This window comes from Polynucleobacter sp. MG-28-Ekke-A2, from assembly GCF_035012985.1.
Classification (GTDB): domain Bacteria; phylum Pseudomonadota; class Gammaproteobacteria; order Burkholderiales; family Burkholderiaceae; genus Polynucleobacter.
The window spans coordinates 247,687-273,821 of sequence record NZ_JAYGQU010000001.1 but is presented as its reverse complement, the minus strand read 5'-3'; the positions used below and the strand labels follow the sequence as shown (position 1 = coordinate 273,821).

19 protein-coding genes are annotated in these 26,135 nt (G+C 47.0%); 12 read left to right on the top strand and 7 right to left on the bottom strand.

Features of this window, described 5'->3' with window-relative positions:
• Positions 1–8: 8 nt before the first annotated feature.
• Genes VC188_RS01400 through panB form a run of 4 tightly spaced genes read left to right on the top strand, consistent with a single transcriptional unit; the run spans position 9 to position 3,502 of the window.
• On the top strand, positions 9–689 hold the full coding sequence (locus VC188_RS01400; RefSeq protein ID WP_323482793.1) for an HAD family hydrolase: 681 nt from the start codon (positions 9–11) through the stop codon (positions 687–689).
• On the top strand, positions 686–2,086 hold the full coding sequence (gene pcnB / locus VC188_RS01395; RefSeq protein WP_323482792.1) for a polynucleotide adenylyltransferase PcnB: 1,401 nt from the start codon (positions 686–688) through the stop codon (positions 2,084–2,086). The genes VC188_RS01400 and pcnB overlap by 4 nt, the downstream gene beginning before the upstream one ends.
• 52 nt (positions 2,087–2,138) lie before the next feature.
• Complete coding sequence (gene folK / locus VC188_RS01390) at positions 2,139–2,666, top strand: 2-amino-4-hydroxy-6-hydroxymethyldihydropteridine diphosphokinase (protein ID WP_323482791.1); 528 nt, start codon at positions 2,139–2,141, stop codon at positions 2,664–2,666.
• A gap of 17 nt (positions 2,667–2,683) precedes the next feature.
• Positions 2,684–3,502 (top strand): 3-methyl-2-oxobutanoate hydroxymethyltransferase, encoded by an 819-nt coding sequence (gene panB, locus VC188_RS01385; protein ID WP_323482790.1) that lies wholly within the window; start codon positions 2,684–2,686, stop codon positions 3,500–3,502.
• A 26-nt stretch (positions 3,503–3,528) separates the two neighbouring features.
• On the opposite strand, the gene dnaJ is transcribed toward panB, so the two are convergent.
• From dnaJ to hrcA, 5 genes are all read right to left on the bottom strand, one after another.
• Entirely contained in the window at positions 3,529–4,665 is a 1,137-nt protein-coding gene (dnaJ, locus tag VC188_RS01380; RefSeq protein WP_323482789.1) for a molecular chaperone DnaJ, read from the bottom strand.
• Positions 4,666–4,765: 100 nt separating this feature from the next.
• A complete protein-coding gene (gene dnaK, locus VC188_RS01375) occupies positions 4,766–6,703 on the bottom strand; it encodes a molecular chaperone DnaK (RefSeq protein ID WP_216262713.1) in 1,938 nt (645 codons plus the stop codon).
• A gap of 164 nt (positions 6,704–6,867) precedes the next feature.
• Positions 6,868–7,416 (bottom strand): nucleotide exchange factor GrpE, encoded by a 549-nt coding sequence (gene grpE / locus VC188_RS01370; protein ID WP_323482788.1) that lies wholly within the window; start codon positions 7,414–7,416, stop codon positions 6,868–6,870.
• Positions 7,417–7,482: 66 nt separating this feature from the next.
• Positions 7,483–8,577: a ferrochelatase gene (hemH, locus tag VC188_RS01365; protein WP_323482787.1), complete on the bottom strand. Its 1,095-nt coding sequence runs from the start codon at positions 8,575–8,577 to the stop codon at positions 7,483–7,485.
• Positions 8,578–8,628: 51 nt separating this feature from the next.
• The gene (gene hrcA, locus VC188_RS01360; RefSeq protein ID WP_323482786.1) at positions 8,629–9,639 is read right to left on the bottom strand and encodes a heat-inducible transcriptional repressor HrcA; all 1,011 of its coding nucleotides are present in this window, start codon (positions 9,637–9,639) and stop codon (positions 8,629–8,631) included.
• 37 nt (positions 9,640–9,676) lie between these two features.
• Between hrcA and VC188_RS01355 the strand changes: the two genes are divergently transcribed.
• Together VC188_RS01355 and recN are read left to right on the top strand one after the other, a co-directional pair.
• Entirely contained in the window at positions 9,677–10,582 is a 906-nt protein-coding gene (locus tag VC188_RS01355) for an NAD kinase (protein ID WP_072582913.1), read from the top strand.
• A 26-nt stretch (positions 10,583–10,608) separates the two neighbouring features.
• On the top strand, positions 10,609–12,279 hold the full coding sequence (gene recN, locus VC188_RS01350; protein ID WP_323482785.1) for a DNA repair protein RecN: 1,671 nt from the start codon (positions 10,609–10,611) through the stop codon (positions 12,277–12,279).
• Between the two features lie 13 nt (positions 12,280–12,292).
• Here recN and glnE read toward each other — a convergent pair whose 3' ends face one another.
• On the bottom strand, positions 12,293–15,106 hold the full coding sequence (gene glnE / locus VC188_RS01345; RefSeq protein WP_323482784.1) for a bifunctional [glutamate--ammonia ligase]-adenylyl-L-tyrosine phosphorylase/[glutamate--ammonia-ligase] adenylyltransferase: 2,814 nt from the start codon (positions 15,104–15,106) through the stop codon (positions 12,293–12,295).
• 77 nt (positions 15,107–15,183) lie between these two features.
• Between glnE and VC188_RS01340 the strand changes: the two genes are divergently transcribed.
• From VC188_RS01340 to VC188_RS01325, 4 genes are read left to right on the top strand one after another with little or no spacing between them, the layout of a single operon-like run.
• Positions 15,184–19,335, top strand: coding sequence for a YhdP family protein (locus VC188_RS01340; protein WP_323482783.1), 4,152 nt, complete (start codon positions 15,184–15,186; stop codon positions 19,333–19,335).
• A gap of 6 nt (positions 19,336–19,341) precedes the next feature.
• Positions 19,342–20,175, top strand: coding sequence for a carbon-nitrogen hydrolase family protein (locus tag VC188_RS01335; protein WP_323482782.1), 834 nt, complete (start codon positions 19,342–19,344; stop codon positions 20,173–20,175).
• Positions 20,176–20,195: 20 nt separating this feature from the next.
• On the top strand, positions 20,196–21,686 hold the full coding sequence (gene tldD / locus VC188_RS01330; RefSeq protein WP_323482781.1) for a metalloprotease TldD: 1,491 nt from the start codon (positions 20,196–20,198) through the stop codon (positions 21,684–21,686).
• 30 nt (positions 21,687–21,716) lie between these two features.
• Positions 21,717–22,841 (top strand): 3-deoxy-7-phosphoheptulonate synthase, encoded by a 1,125-nt coding sequence (locus VC188_RS01325; RefSeq protein WP_216155146.1) that lies wholly within the window; start codon positions 21,717–21,719, stop codon positions 22,839–22,841.
• Positions 22,842–22,883: 42 nt separating this feature from the next.
• Here VC188_RS01325 and VC188_RS01320 read toward each other — a convergent pair whose 3' ends face one another.
• Positions 22,884–23,453 (bottom strand): cob(I)yrinic acid a,c-diamide adenosyltransferase, encoded by a 570-nt coding sequence (locus VC188_RS01320; RefSeq protein ID WP_323482780.1) that lies wholly within the window; start codon positions 23,451–23,453, stop codon positions 22,884–22,886.
• A 42-nt stretch (positions 23,454–23,495) separates the two neighbouring features.
• Here VC188_RS01320 and VC188_RS01315 point away from each other — a divergent pair, with 42 nt between their 5' ends.
• Together VC188_RS01315 and glcE are read left to right on the top strand one after the other, a co-directional pair.
• Positions 23,496–24,986 (top strand): FAD-linked oxidase C-terminal domain-containing protein, encoded by a 1,491-nt coding sequence (locus VC188_RS01315; protein WP_416350478.1) that lies wholly within the window; start codon positions 23,496–23,498, stop codon positions 24,984–24,986.
• The gene (glcE, locus tag VC188_RS01310) at positions 24,986–26,131 is read left to right on the top strand and encodes a glycolate oxidase subunit GlcE (RefSeq protein ID WP_323482779.1); all 1,146 of its coding nucleotides are present in this window, start codon (positions 24,986–24,988) and stop codon (positions 26,129–26,131) included. Before VC188_RS01315 ends, glcE begins: the two co-directional genes overlap by 1 nt.
• Positions 26,132–26,135: the final 4 nt, after the last annotated feature.

The window sequence follows — 26,135 nt, the reverse complement described above, 5'->3', positions numbered from 1 at the left end:
ATCAATTCGTGACTCAGCTAGCCCTTTTCGATTTAGACCACACCCTTTTGCCTTGCGATAGCGATTACGAATGGGGTCAATTTTTGGCTCGCATTGGTGTTGTAGACAGCGAATACTATGCACGACAAAACGAGCGCTTTTATCAAGACTACAAAGAAGGCAAGCTGGATATTCATGAGTTTCTGCGTTTTGCCCTGAAGCCACTCTCAGAACATTCACGCGCGCAACTCAAAGAGTGGCACGACGCGTTTATGAAAGAAGTCATTAACGGCCAACTCCGACAACAAGCAATCGATCTAGTAAAACGTCACCAAGATGCCGGTGATCTTTGCTGCGTGATTACTGCCACCAACAGCTTTGTGACACGCCCTATTGTTGAAAGCTTTGGCATTGAGCACCTGATTGCTACTGAGCCCGCCACTGCAGACAATCTCCCATTAGGCAACTACACTGGTGAAGTCAAAGGCATTCCCAATTTCCGCGAAGGTAAGATTCAAAATCTACACGACTGGTTAGCATCGCAAAAACTGTCTCTAGATGCTTTACCTTATAGTTATTTTTATTCTGACTCGATGAACGATCTTCCTTTACTCAAAAAAGTAAGTCATCCTGTTGCCACCAATCCAGATGATCGTCTTCGCAACGAAGCTAAGCAGCGCAACTGGCCCATTCTTGAATTGTTTGCATGATCACTAAATTTATTAAACGTATTTTGCGGCGTGACCCGATGGTCAAGCATACGCAGGCCAACAATACTGGCGCCCCAAAGCGCATCCCTAAAAAAGCACATCGAATTGATCCGCATTTGCTTTCTAAGAATGCAGTCAAGGTAACGCACACATTGCAGCAAGCAGGATTTGAGGCATTTATTGTCGGTGGCGCCGTTAGAGATCTTGCTCTTGGTATCAGTCCAAAAGATTTTGACGTGGCAACCAATGCAACACCAGATCAAGTGCAAAGACTCTTTCGCAAAGCGCGCCTAATTGGTCGCCGCTTTCAAATAGTGCACGTAACTTTTTTTGGTAAAGGTCATCCTGAAATCATCGAGGTATCAACCTTCAGAGCCTTATTAGATAACGCCGGAGATCACGTGGCTGAAAGCGGCCGGATCCTGCGCGATAACGTTTGGGGTTCACAAGGTGAGGATGCTGCAAGACGCGATTTCACAATTAATGCGATGTACTACGATCCTTCGTCGGAAACCGTACTCGACTATCACGGCGGTATGGCAGACATGCAAAAGAAAACTTTGCGCATGATTGGTGACCCAGCAAAGCGCTATCGCGAAGATCCGGTACGCATGCTTCGCGCAGTTCGCTTTGCAGCTAAGACTGGCTTTGAATTAGATGGTGCTACACGCGCGCCCATCGCAAAGCTAGGCAAATTATTAAACGACGTCCCCTCTGCGAGACTCTTTGATGAAATTTTGAAGCTCTTGATGTCTGGCTACTCTTGGGCAGCAATCCAAGGGCTCAAAGCTGCTGGATTGCATCATGGCCTTCTCCCGCTCCTAGACCACATTCTGGATACAGGCGCAGACTCCAAGGAGGCCAATGATTTTGTAAAGCTTGCCTTAGCCAATACTGACGACCGTATTCAATCTGGTAAAAGTGTTTCTGCTGGATTTTTATTTGCCACCCTTCTCTGGCCTGATCTACTAAAGAATTGGAAAGCCAACTCCGCTAAAGGGATGGCTAATATTCCTGCCCTGCATGATGCGATGGACGACACAATTGCAACCCAAAGTAGTGGTATGACCATTCAGCGTCGCTTCGAAAGCGATATGCGCGAAATTTGGTCTATGCAGCCCCGCTTTGAGAGACGCGTGGGGCGCTACCCCTATCGCCTCATCGAATCCCCACGTTTTAGAGCGGGTTATGACTTTATGTTGCTCCGCTGCGCCACCGGGGAATTAAACCCAGCAATCGGGCAATGGTGGACAGACTTCATTGCAACCGACGTCACAGGGCAAGATGAGCTGATGGCTAGCGTCAAAAATGAATCTGGTAACAGCCCAAGTCCTGCCAAAAGACGGCGTCGTAGAAAGCCAAAAGCGGCAGTGCCCCCAGAGAGTGCAGCAAGCTAAGCAGACTTAGAGAAATTTCAGTAAAGTAGTTTCATCTCTAGTTTGGAAACCTATGGCACGGGCATATATCGGATTTGGCGGCAACATCGGCGACACGCGTCAGCTTATTACTGATGCCATTGTTTGCTTGGCATTGCGGTCCGAACTGCAAATCTTGGCAAAAAGCTGTTTTTATCAAAGCGCGCCTGTTGAGGCTACAGGCGGTGACTACATTAATGCCGTCATTGAAGTCGAAACCGAGTTAAGCCCCTACGGCCTATTACATGTTTGCCAAACCATTGAACAAGAGTTTGGTCGTGAGCGCCCATATGCAAATGCCCCTCGCACTCTCGACCTAGACATCCTTTCGTTTGAAGGGGTTACTCAAAGCGAAACCGATTTGATGCTGCCGCACCCTAGAATTATCGAGCGCTCATTTGTGCTCCTACCCCTGCTGGAAATCGCACCCGATATCTTTTTGCCCAACTGGGGCGAACTCAAGGCCTACCTACCGAACGTGGCACACCAAAGAATTGAAAAACTCCCCTGCAGGAACTGTAATTGCGGGGAAAAAGACGTTTATAGCCAAACAGCGCATTAATTCATTAAACTCTCGCCATGGGTTACTTACAAGGCGACAAGCCAATCACAATTACTAAGCTCCTCGCAATGCATGCTGAGGGTGAAAAAATTGCCATGCTCACGGCATACGACTCAACTATGTCAGCGCTTCTCAATCGCTGCGCTGTTGAAACGATCTTGATTGGTGACTCCCTTGGGAATGTGATCCAAGGACACTCCAGCACTACGCCAGTGACCATTGAACAAATGGCGTATCACACTGAATGTGTAGCCCGTGCTAATACCCATGCATTTCTCATCGCTGACCTCCCATTTGCAAGCTACGGAGATCCAGTGCAAGCCTTAGAGTCCTCTGCTCAATTGATGCGCGCTGGTGCAGACATGGTCAAGCTTGAAGGTGGTGGCGACTGGCAGATTGATGTCATTAGTCATTTAGTGGAGCGCAGTGTTCCTGTTTGCGCTCACTTAGGATTGCTACCTCAATCAGTTCATGTCTTGGGCGGCTACAAAGTGCAGGGCAAATCTAAAGACGCAGCAAGCGTCATGCTTGAGCAAGCGCTTGCCTGCCAAGAAGCTGGAGCCCAAATGGTAGTGTTGGAAGCAATCCCCTCTTCATTGGGTGAAAAGATTACTGCCGAACTTCATATTCCCACTATCGGAATTGGTGCTGGTCCAGATTGCTCTGGTCAAGTATTGGTTCTGCAGGATATGTTGGGCATCAGCCCCGGTAAGCCGCCGAAGTTTGTCAAAAACTTTATGGATGGCCATCACTCCGTTGAAGCCGCCATCAAGACTTATGTGCGCGAAGTGAAGTCCGGGAAATTCCCCGGACCCGAGCATGGCTTTGCTGGCTAATTAGCAGCTTGGCTGCCAATTAGTTACTAGCTAAAGAAACTCTTTACACCATCAAACCAACCCTTTTGTTGAGGGCTGTGTTTGTCGCCAGCAGATTTCAGACTATCGTCAAACTGCTGCAGTAATTTCTTTTGCTCTTCTGTAAGCTTAATCGGAGTTTCTACCAGAACGTGGACAAAGAGATCGCCCACTATGGTTGAGCGCAATCCTTTGATGCCTTTATTTCGCAAGCGGAAAGTCTTACCCGTCTGAGTTCCCTCAGGAATTGGAAACTCCACGCGACCAGAGAGTGTTGGCACTTCGATTTCACCACCGATAGTAGCTGTCGCAAAAGAGATTGGCATTTGTACATGCAAATCACTACCATCACGCTCAAAGACTTTATGCGGCTTAACACGCACCTCTACATAAAGATCGCCGGATGGTCCACCATTGACACCTGGTTCACCGTTACCCACTGAGCGGACACGCATTCCATCATCAATGCCTGCCGGTATTTTGATCTCAAGTGTTTTTTGTTCTTTGTGTTTTCCACTGCCGTGGCAAGTTTTACATGGCTTAGGAATGTACTCGCCAGTGCCGCGGCACTTAGGGCAAGTTTGCTGCATGGAGAAGAAGCCTTGCTGCACACGCACTTGACCATGACCATTACAGGTTGTGCATGTCTCAGCCTTAGATCCTGGCTCTGCGCCGGTACCATGACAAGGCTTGCAATTACTCCAGCTAGGTACACGAATTTGGGTTGTATAGCCTTCAGCCGCTTGCTCAAGCGTAATATCCATGTTGTAGCGTAAATCTGCGCCTTTATAGACTTGAGGGCCAGAATGACGGCCGCCGCCTTGTCCGAAGATATCCCCAAAGATATCCCCAAACGCATCAGAAAATCCACCACCACCGAAACCGCCGCCGCCAAATCCGCCACCCATAGATGGGTCCACGCCAGCATGACCATATTGGTCGTAAGCCGCGCGCTTATTGGGGTCGGTTAAGGTTTCGTAAGCTTCTTTAACTTCTTTAAATTGAGCTTCAGCCGTTTTGCTATCGGGATTGCGATCAGGGTGATGTTTCATCGCCATCTTGCGATAAGCCTTTTTTAGCTCATCGTCACTGGCACCTTTTGCTACACCAAGCACTTCATAAAAATCGCGTTTACTTTTAGGCACGGCCTATTCCTCTCAACAACCTGAATGACACAAGTCGGCACGAGGCCGACTTGTTATTTAAGTACATCAAAACTACGTTAATGAATGTCTAATTGCAGAATTACTTCTTGTCATCAACCTCTTTAAAGTCAGCGTCAACAACATCCGCATCAGGGGCAGCGCCAGGGGCTGCACCACCAGGAGCTGCACCAGGTGCGGCACCGCCAGCTTTAGCTTGTTCAGCCGCCATGACTTTTTCGCCCAGCTTCTGACTTGCTTTACCCAAAGCTTCTGTTTTAGCTTCAATGGCTTCCTTGTCGCTACCTTTAATGGCTTCGTCCAAGTCTTTCAAGGCTGCTTCAATCGCTTCTTTTTCGGAAGCCTCTAAGCTAGCACCATGCTCTTCCAAAGCCTTCTTGGTTGAGTGAGCCAAGGCATCTGCAGTATTGCGAGCAGTTACCAACTCAAGCGCTTTCTTATCTTCAGCAGCATTGGCTTCAGCATCCTTCACCATGCGTTGAATTTCTTCTTCCGTCAAACCAGAGTTTGCCTTGATGGTGATCTTGTTCTCTTTACCAGTGGTCTTGTCTTTTGCTGTTACATGCAAAATACCGTTGGCATCGATGTCAAAAGTCACTTCAATTTGTGGCATACCGCGTTGCGCAGGAGCAATACCTTCGAGGTTAAATTCACCCAGTAACTTGTTTGCAGCAGCCATCTCGCGCTCACCTTGGAAGCACTTAATGGTTACAGCAGGCTGGTTATCTTCCGCAGTGGAGTAAACCTGTGAATGCTTGGTAGGGATCGTGGTGTTCTTAGGAATCATCTTGGTCATAACGCCACCAAGAGTTTCGATACCCAATGACAATGGGGTAACGTCCAAGAGCAATACATCCTTACGATCGCCAGACAATACAGAACCCTGAATTGCGGCACCAACAGCAACGGCTTCATCTGGGTTAACGTCTTTGCGTGGTTCTTTACCAAAGATTTCTTTTACTTTGTCTTGAACAGCAGGCATACGGGTTTGACCGCCAACCAAAATTACATCGTCGATGTCCGCTACGTTTACACCAGCGTCTTTAATGGCAGTTAAGCAAGGACCAGCGGTACGGCTAATCAGTTCCTCAACCAAAGACTCTAGCTTGGCACGGGTCAACTTTAAGTTCAAATGCTTAGGACCGCTAGCGTCAGCTGTTACGTATGGCAAATTGATTTCAGTTTGCTGTGCAGATGACAATTCAATCTTGGCTTTTTCAGCAGCATCTTTCAAACGCTGCAACGCCAATACGTCTTTGCTCAAATCAACGCCTTGTTCTTTCTTGAACTCAGCAATGATCCAATCAATGATGCGTTGGTCAAAGTCTTCGCCACCCAAGAAGGTGTCACCGTTGGTAGAAAGCACTTCAAACTGCTTCTCACCGTCAACGTTAGCAATCTCAATGATGGATACGTCGAATGTACCGCCGCCCAAGTCATACACAGCGATCTTGCGATCCACTTTGTCTTGCTTGTCCAAGCCAAACGCTAATGCAGCAGCAGTTGGCTCGTTAATGATGCGCTTCACATCTAAACCAGCAATACGGCCAGCATCCTTAGTTGCCTGACGTTGACTGTCATTAAAGTAAGCAGGAACAGTAATCACTGCTTCTGTCACTTCTTCGCCGAGATAATCTTCGGCAGTTTTCTTCATCTTACGTAAGATTTCAGCGGACACTTGCTGTGGCGCCATTTTCTTGTCGCGTGCCGATACCCAAGCATCACCATTATCCGCAGCAATAATTGAATAAGGCATCAAGCTGATGTCTTTTTGCACTTCAGGATCAGTAAATTTACGACCCATCAAACGCTTCACTGCGTAGATAGTATTTTTAGGATTGGTTACTGACTGACGCTTTGCAGGCGCACCAACCAATACTTCGCCATCTTCAACGTAAGCGATGATGGATGGAGTTGTACGACCGCCTTCGGCGTTCTCGACAACTTTAGGCGCATTGTTTTCAACGACTGAAACGCATGAATTCGTGGTTCCTAAGTCGATTCCGATAATCTTTCCCATAATTGCTCCAAAAAATTAAATTGTTTGTTGTACTGATAAATATTTCGATACCCAGTAAATGGGGTCTAAAAAGGGGATTTCAAGGGGGTAGAGAGCAAAAAAGGCAGAAATCTGCCTTTTTTAACTTTTTTATGCCTTTTTTAGGGTTTTAGCCCTTATTTAGCTTATTTTGGGGCGCTGACCGTCACCAAAGCAGGTCTTAAAACCCTATCAGCCACGGTATAACCCCGCTGCAATACAGAAACCACTGTGTTGGACTCTTGCTCGGAAGGTACGGAAGCAATAGCCTGATGGTGGTGCGGGTCAAACTTATCCCCAACCGCAGGGTTAATTTCTGTCATGCGGCCTTTTTCAAAAGCAGACAGTAGCTGCTTAAGGGTAATTTCCAGGCCTTCCTTAAAGGCCTTAGCATCACCTGCATCAGTACTCAACGCAGCATAAAGACTGTCCGTCACAGGCACCAAATGCTCTGCAAAACTTTCAATCGCAAATTTATGCGCTTTCGCAATATCCTCCACGGCACGGCGACGAATATTTTCTCCTTCCGCCTTAGCGCGCAAGAAGTTATCTTGCAACTCACCAATCTTTTGATTGAGTTCGGCAATTTCCTGTTCAGGCGTTTTTACAGCCGGAGTTTCTACTGCGGCTTCATTGACTGGCTCTGCAGAAGGATTCTCTTGCTCTGGGGATGGGTTTTGGTTTTCTTGTGTCATGGACGCTATTTTACTTTTCTATAAAGATGGCTATTACCTTGCAATATGGGGCTGATTGTTGCAGTTTCAAGACTTCATTCTTTCAGCCAGCTCAGCCCTTTCATTGCGCTTCGCTAATTCAGCGTCAGACTCCACACCTAAAGACCAGCCTTGAAGATGATGATGGGCAATATCGCTCAGAGCCTCTATCCACTTGGGGCTGCTGTTTAGACAGGGAATATAGCGATAGTCTTTACCGCCATGCTCTAGGAAGATTTCGCGGGCCTCCATGGCAATCTCTTCTAAGGTCTCCAAGCAATCGGCCGGAAATCCAGGGCAAAAAATATCGATGCGCTGACAACCCTCTTTGGCTAACTTTTCAATTGTTGGAGCTGTATAGGGCTTTAACCATTCCGCCTTACCAAAGCGGGACTGGAAGGTCACAATATATTGTCCAGGCTCTAAACCCAGAGACTCACCCAGCAAGCGACCTGTTTTCAGACACTCACAATGATAGGGGTCACCCTTCATTAAATTACGCTTTGGTAAGCCATGGAAAGACATGACAAAGCGATCGCCTTTTGCAAAATCAGGGCGCCCATCTTTATCCCAGCTCGATAACACCTGATCACGCAATGCGGAAATGTATGCGGAGTTATCGTGATAGTGTTTGACCAAACGCAACTCTGGTTGGTCGCGCCATGTACTGAGAACGCGAAAGACTTCATCGAAGCTAGACGCCGTAGTTGTGGCGGAGTATTGAGGGTACAAAGGCAATAACAATAAACACTCCATGCCTTGTGCCTTTAGGCTCTCCAGGACGACCTGTGTAGAGGGCTGGCCATAGCGCATTGCCAAATCCACTAAAACTGTATGCCCCTCATTGGCAAATTTCTCGCCCAATTCTTTCGCCTGCAAGCGTGAGTAGTGCATTAAGGGAGAGCCTAACTTTGGCAACCAAATAGAGGCATATTTTTTCGCAGAAGCACTACTACGAATTGGCAAAATAATGCCATTCAAAATGCACCACCAAATAATGCGCGGAATTTCTACTACACGCGGATCCGAAAGAAATTCTTTTAAATAGGCGCGTACCGCTTTAGATGTTGGAGCGGATGGTGTCCCCAAGTTCAAAAGCAACACTGCCGTTTTGGAAGCACGTAGATGCGGATTCGGATTCAAAATGTTCTGTCTCTGGTAATGAGTTTTAAATATAAAAAGTTAGATCTGTACTCAGGAGCTTAAGGCGCCCGATAGTAATTTTGAGGTGATATCCACAATCGGAATCACTCGGTCATATGCCATCCGTGTTGGCCCAATCACCCCAAGCGTTCCCACTATTTGACCGTCTACGCTATATGGGGCGCTGATTACAGCGAGGTCCTCATAAGGCAATAGATCACTTTCACCGCCAATAAATATTTGAATGCCGTCTGCATGACTTGATACGTCGAGCAATTGCATAAGTACTGATTTTTGCTCTAACATATCAAACATCTTGCGTAATTTATCGAGGTTGGAGCTTAAATCTCCAACATTCAGTAAGCGACGCTCACCAGACAAAACCATGTCGCCTCGCCCCATGTCGTAATCAGCAACACCGGTTTGCAAGGCCAAAGCCATTAACCCAGCGATATCTGTGCGCAAATTATCTAAGTCGGATTTCAGATGCATACGCACTTGATCAAAACTTTTTCCAGCAAACTGGGCATTGATAAAGTTACCCGCTTCAATGAGTTGACTTGGTGTGTAATCCTGAGTCGTTGGCAATATACGATTTTGCACATCACCCTCTGGGGTAACCATGATGAGCAATATCTTGCCTTCGCCCAAGCGCAAGAACTCAATATGTTTAAAAACCTGGGCTCGTTTGGGCGTCATGACAACACCAGCAAAATGGGTCAAGTTGGACAAAATCTGCGCCGCCGAGTTCAGGACCCTTTGAGGAGAATCCGGTAGAAGGCCTTTTTCAACCTCTCTAGCAGCCATCGCCTCCAATGGGCGCACCGTCACCATGGTGTCCACAAACAGGCGATAACCCCGGGGGGTTGGAATGCGGCCAGCTGAAGTATGGGGGCTGGTAACAAGCCCCATCTCCTCTAAATCCGCCATCACGTTACGTATAGTGGCTGCGGAGAGGTCCAAACCCGAGAATCTAGACAGTGTGCGCGAGCCAATAGGCTGACCCTCCTCGATATAGCGCTCGATGAGAGTTTTTAGTAAGGCGCAGGAACGTTCATCCATGGTGGAAGGGATTTTATGCCTATGGTTTAATCGTTATATGTTAAGCCCATCCCCAAATTCCAGCAAAAAGGCATTTAGCCGGGTTGCGCTTGTCGGCAAATTTCATGCTGATGGCATTGAGGAGCACCTAAAAGACCTAGCCAAAGTAGTCTCAGGATTGGGTTGTGAGGTCTTTATTGAGTCTGAGACAGCCACTCACCTTGGTTTGAACACCTACCCCACAAAAACTGCGAAAGACTTTGCTGGAGCAATTGACCTTGTTGTTGTTTTGGGAGGCGATGGCACCATGCTGGGCATTGCACGTCAATTAGCAGGCAGCAATGTTCCGCTCGTTGGAATCAATATGGGTCGCCTTGGTTATATGACTGATATTCCAATTCAGTCGGTTCAGACAACGCTACCCAAAATTATTTCCGGGGAATACGAAGCCGATACACGCACATTGCTCGATGCTGTAGTTCTTCGTAATGGCAAAGAAATTAATCGCGCATTAGCGCTTAATGATGTTGTCGTGAATCGCTCTGGCATTTCAGGAATGGTCGAGTTGGCAGTGCACGTCAATGGTTCATTTATGTATAACCAACGATCCGATGGTTTGATTGTGTCCACCCCTACCGGCTCAACTGCTTATGCACTCTCTGCAGGCGGACCTATTTTGCATCCACATGTGGCAGGTATATTGCTTGTCCCGATTGCGCCACACTCACTTTCCAATCGGCCAATTGTTTTGCCGGAGGATAGTGTCACGGTGATTGAGGTGGTCAATGGACTTGAAGTGATTGTCAATTTCGACATGCAATCACAAACGAATTTACAAAGCGGTGACAAGATTGAAGTGCGTCAGTCTGATAAAACTATTGATCTATTACACCCCAGCAATCACAGTGACTACAAGACTTTGCGTGAGAAATTGCACTGGAATGAATATCCATCGACTTTCTGATGTCGAGTTTTTTGCTACGCTAATACATGCTTCAAACCATCTCACTTCGTGACTTTGTCATTGTTGATCAGCTAGAGCTAGATTTCTCAGGCGGGTTTACTGTGCTCACCGGCGAGACCGGTGCAGGCAAATCAATTCTGCTAGACGCCCTTGGTTTAGTGCTGGGTGAGCGTGCTGATAGCAGCCAAATACGTGAGGGCAGTAACCGCGCAGAAATTTCATCACTCTTTCGGATTGAGCCAGAGCTAGTGCAATCGTTTAGTCAGTGGCTTGATGAGCAAGGATTCCCCCTTGAGGATGAGGGCCAAAGCTTATTACTCAAAAGAACCGTAGAAAGTAATGGCCGCAGTCGTGCCTTTATTAATGGCAGCGTTGCGACGCTAGCGCAATTACGTGAAGCTGGTGATCAGCTAGTGGACATTCACGGACAACATGCTCACCAACTCTTATTAAAGGGTGACGCTCAACGCGAACTTCTCGATCGTCACGCTGGCTTACTGCCACTCTCTGCAGAGGTAGCCCAAAGCTTCAAAACACTAGCTAATTCTCGTCGCCGTCTTGAGCAAGCAGAAAATGCAGGTCAAGACGTTGAACGTGAGCGTGAGCGCCTTGAGTGGCAACTGGAAGAACTCACCGAGCTCTCCCCACAAGAAGGTGAATGGGTCAATATTCAAAGTGAGCACGCCCGCTTAGCAAATGGTGCAAAGTTAATTGGTGGTTGCCAAGAAGCAATTGAAATATTGAGCGATGCCGATAATTCTCTGGAATCTACCTTGTCGAAGGTATGCGCCAATGTAGGCGCCCTAGCGGAGCATGACCCAGCCTTAGGCGAGATTAATCAAGCACTAGAGTCTGCCAGCATTCAGTTAGATGAAGCCATTCATGGGCTCAATCGTTACCTACAAAAGATTGACTTGGATCCCGCTCGACTTTCCGAAGTTGAAGAGCGGATGCAAGCATTGCATAGCACTGCTCGCAAATACCGCGCAGAAGTTGACGAACTACCAACACTTCTTTTGGAGACATCAGAGCGCCTGGATGCTTTAACCGCATCCCAAAATATTGAAGCACTCCGAGATCAAGTCAAAGAAGAAGAGGCTGTTTACTTAAAGCTCGCAAAACAGCTTTCACAAAAACGCAGTAAGGCTGCCAAAGAGCTAGGCGATTTAGTGACTAATGCCATGCAAGATTTATCCATGGCAGGTGGGCGTCTAGAGATTGCTTTGGCACCCCTTAGCGAAGGCGGATCCCATGGTCTTGAGCAAATTGAATTTTTAGTAGCCGGTCATGCTGGTAGCACTCCCCGCTCACTTGCTAAGGTAGCCTCAGGTGGAGAGCTGGCACGTATTAGCCTTGCAATTAGCGTTATTACAAGCAAAGCCTCATTCACTCCTACACTTATCTTTGATGAAGTGGATGCGGGGATTGGTGGCGCAGTTGCAGAAACAGTAGGCAAACTATTGCATCAATTGGGTCAATCTCACCAGATCTTATGTGTAACCCATTTGCCACAGGTAGCGGCTCAAGGCAATCATCACCTCAAAGTGAGCAAATCTCAAAACGGTGAGAAGACGGTATCGCAAGTACAGATTTTGGGTAGGGCTGAACGGGTGGAAGAAGTGGCCCGCATGCTTGGTGGCGCTAACATTACCGACACCACTCGTCGTCATGCCCGTGAGTTGCTAGAGCAAAACTAAAGCTGCATTACTTCTAGCCAATGCTTGAAGGTGCTTTAAAAATCTCCAGCCAAAGCGCTTGAACTGCGTCTCTTGCCGCAATGAGCTCAAGCTCATTTTCTAGATTAATTTGGGTCTTTTCGACCCCATCCAAACGCAAGCGATGTTGACGAGCCCTCAACAGTCGATACGCGTTGCCAACAGTGAGTGCAGCCTCTTGGGTAATTAAGCCCACATCACCAGCAATTCGCAATAAAGCAATGTTACCTAGATTACCAATGAGTTGAGCATGCTGATGGGCATAAGCCAAGACCAAGAACTGCACAATAAATTCAATATCGACCATACCGCCAGAATCATGCTTTAAGTCAAAATCAGTCTTGGTATTGGGATGACCTGCATGCACCTTACGGCGCATTTCTAAAATTTCTGTCCTGAGCTGACCAATATTTCGTTTCTGACTTAACACCTCGGAACGAACTAAGTCAAAGAATTTGCCCACGCCCCGATTACCGGCCGAGCAACGAGCTCGCGTAAGGGCCTGATGCTCCCAGACCCAAGCCGCATTATCACCTTCTCGCAGTTGATATTTTTTAAAGGCGTCAGCATTCGTTACCAAGAACCCAGCAGAGCCATTAGGACGAAGACGCGTATCGATCTCAAATAAGCTACCAGTAGAGGTAAATGCAGTTAACCAATTAATCATGCGCTTTGCTAGTAAGGCATAAACTTCTTGAGCCGCATAGTCCGAGTCTTCCGCTTGATACAAAAAGATAATGTCTAAATCAGAGGCATAGCCTAATTCTTTGCCGCCCAATTTGCCATAAGAAATAATTGCAAATGGAGGGCTAGCCTCGAGAAGTAACCCAAACTTTTGAGCCACACTAGGCCAAACCCGCTCAAATGTCGTCTGCAAAATTAAATCCGCTAAAGCAGACAGATGGTCGCTTACCCGCTCTACCGGCAGTGCTTGTTGCACGCCAATACCTAGATCAGTCAATAGCGTGATAAAGGTTTCGTTGTGATGGGTGACTCGTAGGATATCCATCGCCTGCTCAGAGCCATCACTATCGGCCATAACATCATCGAGCCGCATATTGAGATTGGCTCGCACCTCGGTCCAATATCTTGATGGATCCTCGATTAGAGTTCTCTCGGTTTGAGAGTTCAATAAGTGATCCAGTAAATGTGGATGACGCGTAAGATATTGCGCACCCCATTGAGACGCCTTGAGTAAGTCAAGCACATTAGATAATGCTCTGGGATACTCGGCCAAAATGGAAAGATAGGCACTACGCCTCGCAATTGCCTCAAGCAAATCAAACAAACGCAACAGTGTTTGGTCAGCATGTGCCGAGGTAGCAGCTTCAATCTGCAAACTCTCTGCCGCCTTGCACATCAAGTTATCGAAAATTAAACGACTTTTTTCCGGCAACAATTTTTGTTTTGGGCTATCAATCCACGACTGCCAACGAATATAGGAGTCAGGGAAAAATATTGGGTCAGGCGCCCAGTCCTGAGCTAAGGGCGCAATCTCAAGACGTGAGCCATCGTCCAGTAAAAATGCTTTTTCAAAAAGCTGAGCAACCTTATTTTGATGCCGCTCTAGTTCGGTCATAAAAGCGTTTACTTGTGCTTCTTGGCCTTGCATCGAAATCGCCAACCGTGACCGTACTTCAGCATCATCAGGCAGATAGTGGGTTTGCTGGTCATCCCATACCTGAAGACGATGCTCCAAGCGTCTTAAGAAAGCATAGGCCTCCTGTAACGCATCTACCTCATCAGCGGGGAGGATGCCACATTGTTTAATGAGATCCAAGACCTCCAAGCTTGGGCGGACTCTAAAGCGAGGATCTGTACCGCCACGCATGAGTTGAAACATTTGTGCCAAAAACTCAATCTCTCGAATACCGCCGCGCCCCAACTTAATATCGCGTGAACGCCCTTGATGACCCGAAGAGCGCTTTTCTGCTTCTGCCTGAATTTGTGCATGCAAATCCCGAATGGAGGCAATCACACCGTAATCCAAATGTCGACGATATACAAAGGGCCGAATCAGCTGGTCAAGCTCTCTTTGGCAGCGAGAGAAATCAGGGGTTCCTGGTAGAGGCGCAATTAACCTACCTTTAATCCAGGCGTAGCGCTCCCACTCTCGCCCCTGAACCAATAGATATTCTTCTAACATATCCAAACTACACACCAGAGGTCCTGAGTCTCCATTGGGACGAAGACGCATGTCTACCCTAAAAACAAACCCATTAGCGTCGTGCTCAGCAAGCAGCTTAATTAAGCGTTTGCCCAATCTCGTGAACCATTCCTGGTTGGATAAATTCTTAGGCCCACCAGTAGTTTCACCCTCATGCTCATAGAGAAAAATCAAATCGATATCTGATGACAGATTGAGTTCAAGGCCGCCCAATTTACCCATGCCGACAACCATGAGCGGCATCTCTGATTGCGTTGCATTGCTCCAAGGCAAGCCGAAACGGGCTTTGAGGTCCTCCCTAATAAAGGCAATCGATGCGGAAACTGCTAATTCAGCAAAATGGCTCAGCGCCTGAGTCACCTCTTGCAAGGCGGCCATGCCATTTAAATCTCGAAATGCAACCCAGAGCATCAAACGCTGCCTGGCCAAGCGCAAATTGGTCATCCATAGGGCCTCGTCTTGCGCATCAGCCCGCTCATCGACACCACAGTCTTTTAGCAAGGCCTTGATGCCCTGTATATCGACTTTTTTCTGCCCTTGAATACGGAGCCACTCAAGCCATTCAGGGTGAGCAGTTAGCCAACGTCGCGCATAAGTCGAGTGTTGCTCTAAAAAATCGATTTGCCGGGAAAAATCATCCATTCCCCCATCTTAATCCGACCCCAAGGCCCAAGCCAGAAGCTTGTCGATCAGGCTGGGGCTGAAGGATAATGGATCTCATGCTGCAAAACATCATCCCGCCTCGCCTCAAGAGCGTGCTTGCTAAACGTCCTCAAGGTTCGAACGGGGCTTGGCGTAAGCGTGCCCTCATCTTAACGGGCGTTGTTTTGGCTCTTTGTGTACTGGTGCATGTGGGCGTGCGGTTTGTTCTGTGGCCGCAAATTGAGAAATCTAAAGCCTCGGTTGAGAGGCTCATTAGCGCTCGCATTGGTGCAGATGTATCTATGGACTCTCTACAAGTTTCATGGACGGGCATGAGACCTAATTTTGAAATTGAAGGTTTGCGCTTCAACGCGCCCGATAAAGCGAAACCGCTCTTATTCATTCAGAAAATTGATGGGCAACTCAGTTGGGCAACTTTTTATCACCTAGCCCCATTCTTTCATGAGCTCAATATCGAGGGCGCTGAAATTTATGGGCAACGTAATGGCAAAGGCGTAATTACAGTTGCCGGCATCCCCATAGACGGAAAATCCAATGATTACTCCGCTGAGAATTGGCTCTTTGCTCAAAATGAGATTCGTGTCAGCGATGTCAAATTATTTTGGGATGATCAACTCAAAAAGAAAGCCATTACTTCAATAGATATTCAAAACCTTTCTCTTGGCAATGGCATTCGTAGCCATCAAGGCTCGCTGAGCGTCATTACCCCCTGGACCAAAGGACCAGTCTCGCTTGATATTGATCTTGTGCACCATATCGGTGGCCAAGCGGGCAATTGGCGCGATTGGATCGGGACTATCTCTTGGAATTTAAATGAACTCCAGCTCACTCAAATAGCAAATGAATTTGCCCTCCCTCTAAATACGCTTGAGGGAGTGGTGAACTCCAATGGAAAATTAAAAATTGACAACGGCAAACCTGATGGTGGAGAAATTTATCTTGCCGCCGATCGTTTAACTATTCAACTATCTAAAGGTGAAGATGCCATTGCTCTTGGAAGGCTAGAAACCAACCTGGTTCAAGAAACTGATAATGGCTTGATATCCGTTACTACCAAGACATTTTCCTGGCGAGATATTGAGAGTCCAGCATCTACCCCCCTCGAGAATTTAAGCCCAATGACTTTCCGCTGGAGACCACCAGCGGGAGATGGAGAAATTAAAGAATTTGGTTTTTCATCGCCAAAGATTTCGGTTGAGGATGTTGCCTTATTTGCCCTCAACCTGCCTTTATCTAAAAAAGTTCATCAGTGGATTAAAGCCTCACAAGCTGATGGTGAGTTACAAGATCTCGATATCAATTGGTCTGAAAGTAAATCACCCTTATCTGCCCTCAATATTCCCGGCGGATGGTTCAAATCGAACAAAGTAGACTTTACTGTAAGCGGAAAACTCATCGACCTCAGCTTTGTTGGCATCAATAAAGCAATGCCTTCAGTATCCAAACTGTCTGGCTTCCTTTCTGCCGACCAAAACAAGGGCAGCTTCTCGATTAAATCAAGTGATCTAGAGCTCGAGGTTAACGACCTATTGGTGGATCCAAAAATTAAGCTTGATCAAGCCAATGGTCAAATTTCTTGGGCAAAACAAAAAGGAAATTGGGTCGTTAATGCAAAGCAGTTAGCGCTTAGTAATTCTGAGATTTCGACCACTCTCAATCTTAATTACATCATTGGTGAAGGCAAAAATCCTGACTTCATGAACCTGGATATGAATTTTGCTCAGGCTGATCTCAAAACCGCTTATCGTTATTTGCCCGTTGGCATGGGCAGTGATGCCAAATCCTATTTAAGTAAAGCCTTTGATGCAGGCATCATTAAAAATGGTAGCTTGCATATTAAAGGTGATCCCAATGAAGTGCCCTTCCCCAAAGTAGGCTCAGGAGAATTCACACTCAAGCTACCGATTAATGGCGCTACCTTCAGCCCAGTACCAAGCTCATCTACCGCACAAGGTGTTTGGCCCGCATTCAATAAAGTAAACGGTATGATCAATATGCAGAATGCTAACTTTACGGTAGATATCGATCAAGCAAGCTACAAACAAGTTGCACTAAGCAAATTTCATGCAGAAATTCCTAGTGTGAGCGCAAAGCAATTACTTCTGACGGTGAATGGTGAGGCTCAAGGAGGCGCGCCACAACTGCTTGAATATCTATTTGCCTCACCTGTTGGTCAAAAGCAGATTGCGCTTGAGCGCAATCTAAAGGTTATAGGACCTACCAATCTCAATTTGGCTCTTAGCATTCCCCTATCTGGTAACGGAGACACTAAAACTGATATTCAATTAAGTTTTCCTGGCAACAGAGTCCAGTGGGATGACTTGCCGCCTCTGGATAACCTCAAAGGAAAGATTCGTATAACCGAGATCAATCCTGAATTCGAAGATATCACCGCTAATTTCCTTGGTGGCGATATCAAGATTTCAAGTGGAACGCCAAATCAAGCCAGCCAGAGCTACAACATCTCAGGTGATATTAGCGCCAGCTTTATTAAAGACTACTTCGCAAAAGATGCATCGGTTCAGGTGGCACCGATTTTGCAAGCAATGAGCGGCGTAGCAAAATATGAGGGTGCCATTCATTTCAATAAAGGCAATAGCGAAACCAATCTCAAGATTGATATGCGTAATTGGGCTAGTTCAGCACCAGCCCCCGCGAAAAAGCAGATGGGGACACCCATGTCAGGCCAATTAACCCTGAAATCCTTTGCGAAATCACCCTCCGCCTCCAGTCGATTTACATGGGATGGAAAAATTGGTGACACCTACTTTATTCAAGGTGAACTTGGCAGTGATGACACTCTTCGTCATGCAGTAGGAATCGGCACGAGCGCAGTACCCCCGGGCCAAGGCTTTCAGCTTAATCTTGCAACTTCAGAGCTCAATCTCGATGTATGGCAAGATTTTTTAGAAAACCAAAGTAAAAAAGGTGCTTCTAAAGCGGAAGAAAAAAATCCAAGCAATATTCAAATTGCTGCCCAAGTAAAAAAAGTGGTTTTGTTTGAGCGCAATTGGCAAGATCTGAATTTTTCAGCAAGCAATAAAAATGCTGCCTGGCAAATGCGCATTAATTCACCCTCCTTCGCCGGTCAACTGCAATATACAGAACCCAATAAGTCACAACCAAGCGGTTTAATTAGTGGGCGCTTAGCGCGACTCAAGTTTCCCGAGAAAGTCAGCGCTCCAATTGAGGTCAAAAAGCCAGCCTCAAAAAATCTTCCTATCAAAACTGCGATTAATCCTGACTCCATTCCTAGCATTGACTTAGCAATTGATGACTTCAACTGGGGCAAGGCTCAACTTGGTCAGGTGAAAATTAAAACCAGGACAAATAACAACGTCCTCAATATGGATTCCATCCAATTCAATAATCCCCAAGGCAGCTCTGTTTTGACTGGGCGCTGGGTTGGTGCCACCCAGAATCAAGCTGAACACACAACGGTGAATGTTGATTTAGACATTAAGGATGCTGGCCAAATTATTGAGCATTGGACCAGCCAAAAATCAGTGGAAGGCGGCCAAGGCAAATTGACCAGTAACGTGGAGTGGGATGGCACTCCTTTCGCACCTCAATTCGACACCCTAGCCGGTAAGGTAACTTTGAATCTTGAAAAAGGTCGATTGTTAGAGGTGAATACCAGCGGCGCCAAGCTACTCGATGTTCTCAGCCTACAAAGTTTATTTAGATTTGCTACTCTGGACCTCCAGGGAAGCTTGGGCAATATTGTGACCAAGGGAACGCCATTTAATTCCATCGATGCTTCTTTTGATATTAGCTCCGGAGTTGCTCAAACAAAGCAATTCACAATGGGTTTAGACCAAGCACGGGTTGCCATGAATGGGCAAATCAATATCCCCAAACAAACGCAAGATTTGCGTGTCACCATATTCCCAACAATTGATGCAACAGCTGGCTCATTAGCTGCATTTGCCATTAATCCTATCGTAGGTCTGGGCGCATTGGTTGGGCAGTACTTAATTACGAGTCAAATCAATCGTAATCTCCAATCAGACTATCTGGTCCAAGGCTCTTGGGATGATCCAGAAGTGATTCCTCTTGATCAAAAAGGTCAGCCAATTGACTCGAAAACTTTAGACACCATTCGCAGTAAAGACTTGTTAAAAGAGCAAAGTAAACCAAACAGCAATAACTCTGGACCACAAAGTAACCCAAGTAATTCAGGCAACTCCAACAAAATTTCTAACTAAATCATCATGAGCCTATCAGTAAGCAGTGCCGATCTCAAGATTGCCTCCATTCAGATGGTTTCCACGCCTGATTTGCATGAGAACTTATCTACAGCAAGTAGACTCATCGCTGCAGCTGCAACTGAAGGCGCACAACTAGCCGTCTTGCCAGAGTATTTTTGCTTAATGGGTCTTAAGGACACCGATAAAGTACGGGCCCGCGAAAGTATTGGTAGCGGCCCTATCCAGGAGCAGCTTTCGGATATTGCACAACAAAACAATATTTACCTAGTGGCAGGCACTATTCCACTGGAAGCAAAAGATTCTAATAAAGTACTTAATACAACCCTTGTCTTTAATCCTGCCGGCGAGCAAATTTCTCGTTACGACAAAATTCATTTATTTGGTTTTCAAACAGCAACTGAGCGTTATCAAGAATCCGAAACAATTGAGGCTGGCAATGAGCCGGGCCTCTTAAAAATTTCAATTAATGGAAATGATTGGACCTTTGGCTTGAGTATTTGTTATGACCTGCGCTTTCCAGAGCTCTATCGCGCCCTTGGACAGGTAGACTGCCATATCATCCCAGCCGCCTTTACATATACAACTGGCAAGGATCATTGGGAAATCCTCTTACGTGCTCGCGCTATCGAAAACCAATGTTACGTATTGGCATCTGCCCAAGGCGGCATTCATCAAAATCAACGTCGCACTTGGGGTAACAGCATGCTGATTGATCCTTGGGGCAGTATCTTGGCTAACCTCCCCGAGGGGGAAGGCTTTATTTCTGGGGTTTTGTGCAAAGATAAATTAAACGAGGTACGCTCTAAGTTACCCGCACTTGCGCATCGCAAGCTTTAAAGAAAGATTTGCTGAATCACATGAATGCACCAGAAGCACTATTCCCCGCCAATTGGACCAAAGCTAAAAAGCAAGCAGACCTCATCAAACTAGCCAAATCTATTTTGCTCGAACCAACCGGCTTATCCGAGCAAGATTTGCACGGCACCTTTGGCAACTTATTTGCCCATCGCCTTGATGATGCAGATCTCTACTTCCAACATACTAGGAGTGAAAGCTGGAGTCTTGAAGAAGGCATTGTTAAGTCCGGCAGCTTTAATATTGATCAAGGTGTTGGTGTGCGCGCTATCTATGGCGATAAGACGGCTTTCGCTTATTCAGATGAGATTAATTTAGAAGCTTTAAATAAAGCAGCCAAAGCTACTCGAGTAATAGGGCCCGAGGGTGGCAAGCAAGCGGTTGCAAGCAAATTATTTAACCCCGTATCCAATAAGCTCTACTCGGATGTCAATCCTTTAGATTCTCTTCAACCCAAAGAAAAAATCGCACTTCTGGAAAGCATAGAACGTCGCGCTAAAGCACGTGACCCACGGATCATCCAGGTTATGGCCAGTCTGGCCGGGGAATTTGATGTCGTATTGGTAGTGCGAGCAGATGGTTTGTTGGCGGCAGATGTACGCCCACTAGTACGCGTTTCAGTACATGTCATTGCAGAACAGAATGGTCGACGTGAATCAGGCTCCTCTGGCGGTGGCGCACGTCATGACTATCTCTACTTCAATACTGATTTGATTAATCGCTATGTTGATGAAGCTGTTGACGGAGCCCTAGTAAATCTGGAATCGCGCCCAGCACCTGCTGGTCCAATGACAGTAGTAATGGGACCAGGCTGGCCAGGCGTTCTATTGCATGAGGCAGTTGGTCATGGTCTCGAGGGCGACTTTAATCGCAAAGGATCCTCTGCTTTTGCTGGTCGCATTGGACAGCGCGTTGCGGCTAAGGGTGTCACCGTTGTGGATGATGGAACTTTATCTGGACGTAGAGGCTCTCTGAATATCGATGACGAAGGTACTCCCACTCAATGCACCACCTTAATTGAAGACGGCATATTGAAAGGTTACATTCAAGATAGTCTAAATGCGCGACTCATGAATATGCCCCTCACTGGCAATGGTCGGCGTGAAAGTTTTGCTTCACTACCAATGCCACGGATGACCAATACCTATATGTTGGCCGGCAAAGATGATCCTCAAGAAATTGTCGCCAGCATCAAGCGCGGTTTATACGCAGTGAACTTTGGTGGTGGTCAGGTTGATATCACCAGTGGCAAATTTGTGTTTTCTGCTTCAGAGGCCTACTGGGTTGAGAACGGCAAAATTCAATATCCCGTCAAAGGCGCGACCATTATTGGTAGCGGGCCAGAATCCCTAAAACAGGTTTCCATGATCGGAAATGACCTAAAACTAGACGGTGGGGTTGGGGTTTGTGGCAAGGAAGGGCAAAGTGTTCCAGTCGGGGTTGGGCAGCCTACCCTGAGGATTGATAGCCTGACTGTGGGTGGGACTGCCTAATATTGGCTAATTACGGCTTAAAATAGCCAGATGAGCCAACAAAATACGAATCCCGCTAATTGGTACTCTGCTGTCGACAAGACCTCAGATACTGACGATCAACGCATTGACAACATTTCTGTTCTGCCTCCGCCAGAGCATTTAATTCGCTTCTTTCCGATTTCTGGAACGCCTACTGAAGCTTTGATCAGCAACACTCGCAAAAAGATCCGCGACATTATTCATGGCAAGGATGACCGCTTACTCGTGATCATCGGACCATGCTCCATTCATGACCCAAAAGCAGCGTTGGAATATTGCCAACGCCTCTTAGTTGAGCGCGAGCGTTTTGCTGGTGAATTAGAAATTGTGATGCGCGTATATTTTGAAAAGCCACGCACTACTGTTGGCTGGAAGGGTTTGATTAACGACCCGTATCTGGATGAAAGCTATCGCATCGAAGAAGGTCTACGCCTTGCGCGCCAAGTACTGATGGAAATCAATCGCCTTGGCATGCCAGCTGGTAGCGAATTCTTGGATGTGATTTCTCCGCAATATATTGCGGATCTGATTTCATGGGGTGCTATTGGTGCGCGTACTACTGAAAGCCAAGTTCACCGCGAACTTGCATCTGGCTTGTCTGCACCTATCGGATTTAAGAACGGTACTGATGGCAACATCAAAATTGCTACCGATGCGATTCAAGCAGCAGGTCGCCCACATCATTTCTTATCCGTTCATAAAAATGGTCAAGTATCGGTTGTGGAAACTAAAGGCAATAAAGATTGCCATGTGATTTTGCGTGGCGGCAAAGAGCCAAATTACGAGGCTCAATTTGTGCAAGCAGCCTGCTCTGAGCTTGAAGCGGCCAAGCTTCCAGCCAGTTTGATGGTTGATTTATCCCATGCCAATTCAAGCAAAAAGCATGAGCGTCAGATTGTGGTTGCCGACGATGTAGCTCAGCAAATTGAGTCTGGCTCACACCAGATTTTTGGCGTGATGGTTGAGAGTCATTTAAATGATGGCGCCCAGAAATTTACACCCGGAAAAGATGACCCAAGTAAATTGGAATACGGCAAGAGTATTACTGATGCCTGCATCAACTGGGATGACTCTGTGAAGGTACTAGAGCGTCTAGCTACAGCCGTTAAGAAACGCAGAAGCAAGAAGAAGTAATACTGCAGTATTTTTTAAGCGCTGGTGATAAAAGAGACTAATTTATTTAGTCTCTTTTTTTTCATGCTTCCACAATACATCTGCGCCACCAGCCGCACGATTCAAAATACGCGCAAGCACAAAGAGTAAATCAGATAGGCGGTTGACATATTGACGAGGGGAGTCATATAAAGGCTCTTCCCAACCCAAGCGAACAATCGAACGTTCGGCCCTGCGACATACAGTGCGACAAACATGGGCTTGCGCAGCAGCGCGAGTACCACCCGGCAAAATGAATTCAGTCAAAGGGGGTAATTGTTTGTTGTATTTTTCGAGCCAAACATCTAGCTGGGCTACATGCTCAGGATTGAGCAGTTTGTAATTAGGGATGCAAAGTTCACCCCCTAAATCGAATAAATCATGCTGCACCTGCAGAAAAAGCTCCTGTAATTCAGCAGAAATGCTCTCTGGGATCTCCTCGGTCATTAAAACCCCGATTTCTGAGTTCAGCTCATCGATATCGCCCATGGCGCAGACCCGTAGGTGATCCTTCTCTACGCGACTTCCGTCACCCAAGCCCGTCATTCCTGCGTCACCGGTTCTAGTGGCGATTTTTGATAGTCGATTTCCCATAAGCTTAATTATAGGTAAATGGCTAAAATGATTCTTATGAATATGGTGACCCCACCCCCCGAATTAGCCGCTATTAGCGCCCTTCAGTCCAAATTGGTTGCGGCCTTACGCCCAATCCTCCCGGAACATGCCCTTCTATGGGAGCCAGAAGACACCATTCCCTATGAATGTGATGGTCTAGCCGCCTACCGTCGGATGCCTTTGGCAGTAGCTCTGCCAGAAACAGAAGAGCAAGTTGCCCAAATTCTGAAGATTTGCTACGCGATGCAAATCCCCGTAGTGCCTCGCGGATCAGGAACCGGCCTCTCGGGTGGCGCAATGCCTCTTTCTCAGGGATTGGTGCTGTCACTAGCAAAGCTCAAGAAAATTATTAGCATCGATCCATTTACCCGCACTGCAGTCGTTCAGCCTGGTGTTCGCAATCTTGCTATTTCTGAAGCAGTTGCCCACCTCGGTTTGTATTACGCTCCGGACCCCTCCTCTCAGATTGCCTGTTCGATTGGCGGCAACGTCAACGAAAACTCTGGTGGCGTGCACTGTCTTAAATACGGCCTCACTCTGCACAACGTTCTGCGTGTGCGCGGAATACTCATGAATGGTGAGATCATTGAATTTGGCGGCTTAGCACCAGATGCACCTGGACTCGATCTTCTCGCCATCATGATGGGTAGCGAAGGCATGCTCGCAGTGGTTACTGAAGTTACGGTCAAGTTAGTAGCGAAACCAAAATTGGCTCGCGTCATCATGGCAAGTTTTGATGACATCGAAAAGGGTGGTAACGCAGTTGCTGCCATCATTGCAGCCGGCATCATTCCTGCTGGCTTGGAGATGATGGACAAAGCTACCACTCGCGCCGTAGAAGAATTTGTGCATGCAGGTTATGACTTAGAAGCTGCAGCTATTTTGCTCTGCGAGTCTGATGGCACTCCAGAAGAAGTTGCCGAAGAAATTGAGCGCATGACCAAAGTACTTGAAGAGGCTGGTGCAAGCGGTATTCAGATTTCTAAAGATGAAGGTGAACGCTTAAAGTTTTGGAGTGGTCGTAAGAACGCTTTCCCAGCCGCAGGTCGCTTGGCCCCAGACTACTATTGCATGGATGGCACCATTCCTCGTCGCCATATTGCTACGCTCCTCAAGCGCATTCAGGGCATGGAAGAAAAGTATGGCCTTGGATGTTTAAACGTATTCCATGCGGGTGACGGCAATATGCATCCCCTGATTTTGTTTAATGGTGCTGACCAAGAAGAATGGCATCGTGCAGAAGAATTCGGCACTGAAATATTAGAAGCCTGTGTAGAACTCGGTGGCACGATCACTGGGGAGCATGGTGTTGGTATCGAAAAAATTAATTCGATGTGTGTGCAGTTTGGTGAAGGTGAGCGCGAATCTTTCTGGGGTGTGAAGAGCGCCTTTGATCCAGAAAAATTACTCAATCCAGATAAAGCAATCCCAACCTTAAATCGCTGCGCTGAATATGGTCGTATGCGTATTAGCGGCGGCCAATTGCCTCACCCAGACTTGGAGCGCTTCTGATGAGTCATTCCCATCCACAAATTAATGCATTCCAAAAGCAAATTCTCAATGCAGCTAAGAATAAAACCCCGCTCTCGATTGAAGGCGGTGGCACTAAATCTTGGTATGGCAACCCGAATAGCTACACCAAACTAGATACACGTACTTACTCCGGTATTTTGGAGTACCAGCCAGAAGAATTAGTCATCACCGCCTGTGCAGGCACTCCGCTAAAAGAAATTGAAGCGGCTCTCAAAGAAAAGAATCAGGTGCTTGCTTTTGAACCACCACACTTTGGTGAGAACGCAACCTTTGGCGGCGCTATTGCTGCTGGGCTTGCTGGTCCAGGACGTATTACTGTTGGTAACTTTCGTGACTTTGTATTAGGTGCCCGCATTATCGATGGCAAAGGCCAAGATCTTTCCTTCGGCGGTAAGGTGATGAAGAACGTAGCGGGATATGACGTCTCTCGTTTGCTGCCCGGCTCTTTGGGAACGCTTGCTCTTTTGTTAGAAGCCTCAGTCAAGGTCTTACCTAAACCTGCGGCGACCACAACCTTACGTTGCCAGATCTCCCAAGAAAAAGCCCTCAAGATATTGAATGAATGGGCTGGACAGCCCCTACCTTTATCTGCAAGCTGCTGGATTGGTTCATCTAAAGGTGGGGATGGAGAGTTAACTTTCCGCCTTGCTGGTGCGGCAGCAGCAGTTAAAGCCGCAATTCCTCTCATGAGTTCTTTAGTTATGGCCACTGAGCTTAAGCCTGAAACTGCAGAACATTTCTGGAATGATTTACGTGAGCAAAAACTTTCTGCATTTGCCAATCTAGGTGCCGATCAAACGCTTTATCGCTTAGCACTCCCTGCAGCCAGTGGGCCAATTACTATCAGTGGTGCCTCAGATGGGATTGTTCTGGAGTGGCATGGTCAACAACGTTGGATTACAGCGCCTGGTAATGAGGCTACCTTTAAAGCTATCAAGGTCATTGCTAATTCCCATGGCGGACATGCAACTCGCTTTAGACAAGGTGCCAATGTAGACCCTAGCAATCAGCGCTTTACCTTGCTATCCGAGCAAGCTCACTCCTTTGCCCTTGAGGCAGTGCAAGAACGCCTGAGATCAGCTTTTGATCCTTCAGGTGTATTCGCCACTAAACGTCTTCCATAAGCCT

Coding starts and splice junctions, on each gene's coding strand:
- pcnB (WP_323482792.1), top strand. CDS start 686: ATGATCACTAAATTTATTAAACGTATTTTGCGGCGTGACCCGATGGTC.
- folK (WP_323482791.1), top strand. CDS start 2,139: ATGGCACGGGCATATATCGGATTTGGCGGCAACATCGGCGACACGCGT.
- panB (WP_323482790.1), top strand. CDS start 2,684: ATGGGTTACTTACAAGGCGACAAGCCAATCACAATTACTAAGCTCCTC.
- dnaK (WP_216262713.1), bottom strand. CDS start 6,703: ATGGGAAAGATTATCGGAATCGACTTAGGAACCACGAATTCATGCGTT.
- grpE (WP_323482788.1), bottom strand. CDS start 7,416: ATGACACAAGAAAACCAAAACCCATCCCCAGAGCAAGAGAATCCTTCT.
- hrcA (WP_323482786.1), bottom strand. CDS start 9,639: ATGGATGAACGTTCCTGCGCCTTACTAAAAACTCTCATCGAGCGCTAT.
- VC188_RS01355 (WP_072582913.1), top strand. CDS start 9,677: ATGTTAAGCCCATCCCCAAATTCCAGCAAAAAGGCATTTAGCCGGGTT.
- recN (WP_323482785.1), top strand. CDS start 10,609: ATGCTTCAAACCATCTCACTTCGTGACTTTGTCATTGTTGATCAGCTA.
- glnE (WP_323482784.1), bottom strand. CDS start 15,106: ATGGATGATTTTTCCCGGCAAATCGATTTTTTAGAGCAACACTCGACT.
- VC188_RS01340 (WP_323482783.1), top strand. CDS start 15,184: ATGCTGCAAAACATCATCCCGCCTCGCCTCAAGAGCGTGCTTGCTAAA.
- VC188_RS01335 (WP_323482782.1), top strand. CDS start 19,342: ATGAGCCTATCAGTAAGCAGTGCCGATCTCAAGATTGCCTCCATTCAG.
- tldD (WP_323482781.1), top strand. CDS start 20,196: ATGAATGCACCAGAAGCACTATTCCCCGCCAATTGGACCAAAGCTAAA.
- VC188_RS01325 (WP_216155146.1), top strand. CDS start 21,717: ATGAGCCAACAAAATACGAATCCCGCTAATTGGTACTCTGCTGTCGAC.
- VC188_RS01320 (WP_323482780.1), bottom strand. CDS start 23,453: ATGGGAAATCGACTATCAAAAATCGCCACTAGAACCGGTGACGCAGGA.
- VC188_RS01315 (WP_416350478.1), top strand. CDS start 23,496: ATGGTGACCCCACCCCCCGAATTAGCCGCTATTAGCGCCCTTCAGTCC.
- glcE (WP_323482779.1), top strand. CDS start 24,986: ATGAGTCATTCCCATCCACAAATTAATGCATTCCAAAAGCAAATTCTC.